This is a genomic window from Nocardia asiatica NBRC 100129 (assembly GCF_000308415.1).
Taxonomy (GTDB): Bacteria; Actinomycetota; Actinomycetes; order Mycobacteriales; family Mycobacteriaceae; genus Nocardia; species Nocardia asiatica.
Genome location: NZ_BAFS01000263.1, coordinates 1 through 4,684, shown reverse-complemented (window position 1 = coordinate 4,684; position 4,684 = coordinate 1). Strand labels below are relative to the sequence as shown.

Here is a 4,684-nt window from a genome sequence, read left to right as displayed (position 1 = left end):
GCTCGATCAGGTGCGCAGCCGCGACATCGAGGCGTTCGGCCATGCCGACCTGCCGTTCGAACGTCTGGTGGAGTTGCTGGACCCGGTGCGCTCCAGCGCGCATCACCCGCTGTTCCAGACGATGCTGACTTTCCAGAATTTCGCGCCGACGACGCTGGAACTGCCCGCGCTCCTCGTTTCCGCGTTGGATTTCGCGCTGCCCTTGGCCAAATTCGATCTCGAGCTGACCATGGTGCCGCACGAGGACCAGCGGACACCGATGGGGATCTCGGCGGCGTTCACCTACTCCACCGACCTGTTCGACGAGGCGACGGTCGCCGGCTTCGCCCGGCGGTTGTGCGCGATCCTCGCGACCGTGGCCGAATCGGTGGATCGCCCGGTGGGCGACATCGATCTGCTCGACGCCGCGGAGCGCACCGCCATCCTGGCGCACTGGAACGACACCGGTCACCCGGTGCCCGCCGGTCCGGTGCTCGACGGCTACCGGCGCGCGGTGGCGCGGCATCCGGACGACATCGCGGTCGCCTTCGCCGACCGGCAGCTGACCTACCGGCAGTTCGACGAGCGGGTCAACCAGCTGGCCCGGCTGCTCATCGAGCGGGGCGTCGGCGCGGAATCGCTGGTGGGACTGGCTGTTCGGCGTTCACTGGATCTGGTTGTCGGCATGTACGCCGTCCTCGCCGCCGGTGGCGCGTACGTGCCGCTGGACCCGGATCATCCCGCCGAGCGCATCGCGCACGTTCTCGACCTCGCCCGTCCGGTCTGCGTGCTGAGCAGGACCGCCGACGCGGTGCCGATGCCCGGCCAGGTCACCGTCCTGCATCTGGACACGCTCGGCACCGAGCGGCGTTCGGGCGCGCCGATTCGCTCCGAGGAACTGCTGCGGCCGGTGCTGCCCGAGCACCCGGCGTACGTGATCTTCACGTCGGGGTCGACCGGGCGCCCGAAAGGTGTGGCGGTCGCGCACAAGGCGATCGACAACCAGATCGAATGGATGCTCGCCCAGTACCCCATGGGCCCGGGTGATGTGTATCTGCAGAAGACGGCGACCACCTTCGACGTCTCGCTGTGGGGCTATCTGATGCCGCTGCGCGCGGGCGCGAAGCTCGTCGTGGCGGACCACGACGGGCACCGCGACGTGGCCTACCTCGCCGCGACCATCGCCGCCCACCGGGTGACCGTCACCGACTTCGTTCCCTCCATGCTGACGGTCTTCGCCGCGCACGCCGCGGCGGAAAGCCTGGTGACATTGCGGACGGTGCTCGTCATCGGCGAGGCGCTGCCGCCGACGACCGTGCGCGCGGTGCGCGCGGTCACCGATGCGCAGGTGCACAACCTGTACGGCCCCACCGAGGCCGCGGTGTCGGTGACCTACTGGCCCGCCGGGACAGCGGAAGGGGCGACCGTGCCGATCGGCCGTCCGCAGTGGAACACGAAGGTCTACGTGCTGGATTCGCGCCTCCGCCCGGTGCCGGAGGGAGTGCCGGGCGAGCTCTACCTGGCCGGAGACCAGCTCGCCCGTGGCTACGTGCGGCAGGCGGCGCAGACCGCGGGCCGCTTCGTCGCGAACCCGTTCGACCGTGGTGCGAGGATGTACCGCACCGGCGACCTGGCGATCTGGCGTGCGCCCTGCGCCGGACTGCCCGAGCGACTGGAATTCCTCGGGCGCACCGATTTCCAGGTGAAATTCCGCGGCCAGCGGATCGAGCTCGGTGAGATCGAGGCCGCGCTGCTGGCGCAGCCGTCGGTGGGCCGAGCAGTCGCGACGGTCGCGGCCTCCCCGGCCGGGGAGCGGCTGGTGGCCTATGTGGTCCCGCGCCCGGGGCGAGTCGTGGACCGCGAGGAGCTCGCGGCCGGGCTCGCGGCGGCGCTGCCCGGATACATGATCCCGTCCGCGCTGGTCGAGCTACCCGAGCTGCCGCTGAACGCCAGCGGCAAACTCGATCGCAAGGCGCTGCCCGCGCCGGTGGCCGAGGCCGCGGAGTTCCGGGCTGCGCGCAATCCCGTCGAACAGGCGGTCGCCGGAGTGTTCGCCGATCTGCTCGGTGTCGAGCGGGCCGGGATCGATGACGACTTCTTCGCGCTCGGCGGCAATTCGCTGCTCGCGACCCGAGCCGTCGCGCGGGTCAACGAGGCGCTGCAGTCGCGGATCACCGTGCGTGACCTGTTCGAGGCCCCCTCGGTGTCCGCCCTCGCCGCGCGGGTGGTCCGCGGCAGCGCCGACCCCGCTCGTCCGCCCTTGATCCGGTCACGGCGGCCGGATCGCATCCCGCTCTCGCTGGCACAGCAGCGGATGTGGTTGCTCAACCGCATCGAGCCGGAGTCGGCCGCCTACAACCTGCCTTTCGCCCTCCGGCTGACCGGCCGCCTCGACCTGCCCGCGCTTCGCCACGCGGTCGCGGACGTTCTCGAACGGCACGAGGTGCTGCGCACCCGCTACCCGGTCGACGCCGAGGGGCAGCCGTATCAGGAGATCCTGTCCACGAGCACGGTCCTTCCCGACGGACTCGCGGTCGAGGACCACGGCCCCGACGTCGCGGAGATGGCGCACGGTCTGATGTCCGCGGGCTTCGACGTGACCGCGACCGCGCCCATTCGCGCGCGACTGTTCGTCTCCGGCGAGGATCACCTGCTCGTCATCGTGACGCACCACATCTCGGCGGACGGGGCGTCGCTCGCGCCGCTGGCGCGCGACCTGGTGACCGCCTATATCGCCCGCCGTGACGGCCGGGTGCCGGGCTGGACGCCGCTGCCGGTCCAGTACGCCGATTTCGCGCTCTGGCAGCACGCCGCCATCGGCCGCGACGACGCCGCCGGTTCCCCTGCCGCGCGACAACTGTCGTATTGGCGCGACCAGCTGGCCGGGCTCACCGGACCGCTGGAGCTGCCCGCCGATCGCCCGCGTTCGCCGGCTCTCTCGACCCGTGGCGCGGCGACCGGCTACACCATCCCGGCGCAGGTGCACCGACGTCTGGCCGCGATCGCCCGCGCACACAACGCGACACTGTTCATGGTGGTCCACGCGGCACTCGCCACGCTGGTCGGGCGCTTGTGCGGCGCCACGGACGTCGTGATCGGCACCCCGGTCGCCGGGCGCGGCGAACGCGCGCTGGACGACCTGGTCGGGATGTTCGTCAACACGTTGGCGCTGCGCGTCGACGTCGACCCGGCTGCGACGTTCGACGACCTGGTCGAACGATGCCGGGAAACGGCGCTCTCGGCGTTCGCCAACGCCGACGTGCCCTTCGAACGCGTGCTCGAGGAGGCCGACCCCGCGCGCACCGGGACGCGCAACTCGCTCCTCCCGGTGATGCTGTCGTTCCAGAACATCGAACAACCCGCGCTGGAGCTGCCAGAGCTGACCGTCACAGCTGCCGACAGCGGCGAGATCACGGCGAAATTCGATCTGCAAGTCGTCGTCGAGCCACGGCCCGGTGACGAGGACGGACCGGCGGGACTGGCAGTGACGTTCACCTACGCCACCGCGCTCTTCGACGAGGCGACTGTCCGGGACTTCGGGCGGCGATTCGAGCGCATCGTGTCCGCGGTGGCGGCCGATTCCTCGGTGCGGGTGTGGGACATCGATATTCTCGACGTCGGCGAAAACCTTCCCGCGGTCGCACCCGCGCGGCGGGCCTGGGTGCCGCCGTTCGATGTCGTGGCCGCGCAGAGGGCGACGCTGCCGGAGCTGGTCGGGCGGCAGGCTCGGCGCAGACCGGACGCGACGGCGGTCCGATTCGGCGCCGCCACGCTGAGCTTCGAGGCGCTGGCACAGCGCGCCAATCGCATCGCCCGCGCGCTGATCGCGGCCGGAGCCGGGCCGGAAACTATCGTGGCAGTGGCTGTTTCGCGCAGCGAAGAATTGCCTGCGGCGCTGCTCGGCGTGCTCGCGGCCGGCGCCGCCTACCTACCCATCGACCTCACCTATCCGGCGCAGCGGCTGGCCTTCGTACTCGCGGACGCGGCGCCGGTGTGCGTGCTGACCACCGCTGCCGAGCGGTCTGCCGTTCCGGACGCCGATCTTCCCGCGGTCTTGCTGGAGGAAACCTGGCAGTTCGCCGGCGATCCGATCACCGATGCCGACCGGGTGGCCGCACTGTCCCCGGACAATCTCGCCTACGTCATCTACACCTCCGGCTCGACGGGCGTGCCGAAGGGCGTCGGCGTGACGCACCGCAACGCGGTGGAACTGTTCGCCGGTGCGCAGCCGCTGTTCGGATTCGACGAGCGTGACGTGTGGACGATGTTCCACTCCTTCGCCTTCGACTTCTCGGTGTGGGAACTGTGGTGCGCGCTCGCCACGGGCGGCGCCGTCGTGGTGGTCGACCACGCCACGTCGCGGTGCCCGGAACTGGTGCGCGAATTGCTGATTCGCGAACAGGTGACGGTGTTCAACCAGACGCCCTCGGCGTTCTGTCAACTCGTCGAAGCCGACCGGGAGGCCGCCGCCTGCGGGGAATTCGCGCTGCGGTACGTGATCTTCGGCGGTGAGGCGCTGGATCTGCGGCAGCTACGACGCTGGTCCGAGCGTCATCCGGGGGACGCGACCCGATTCGTGAACATGTACGGCATCACCGAGACCACGGTGCACGTCTCTTTCCTGGAGATCGGCGCGGATCTGATGGACAGCCCGGTCAGCCTCATCGGCCGGGCTCTACCGGGGCTGGACACCCACGTGCTGGAC

Annotated in this window: 1 protein-coding gene; it reads left to right on the top strand. The window is 70.6% G+C overall.

From position 1 onward, the window contains the following. Positions 1 to 4,684 (top strand): non-ribosomal peptide synthetase (locus tag ON27_RS25250; RefSeq protein ID WP_043732936.1); only part of this gene is annotated, 4,684 nt, incomplete at both ends.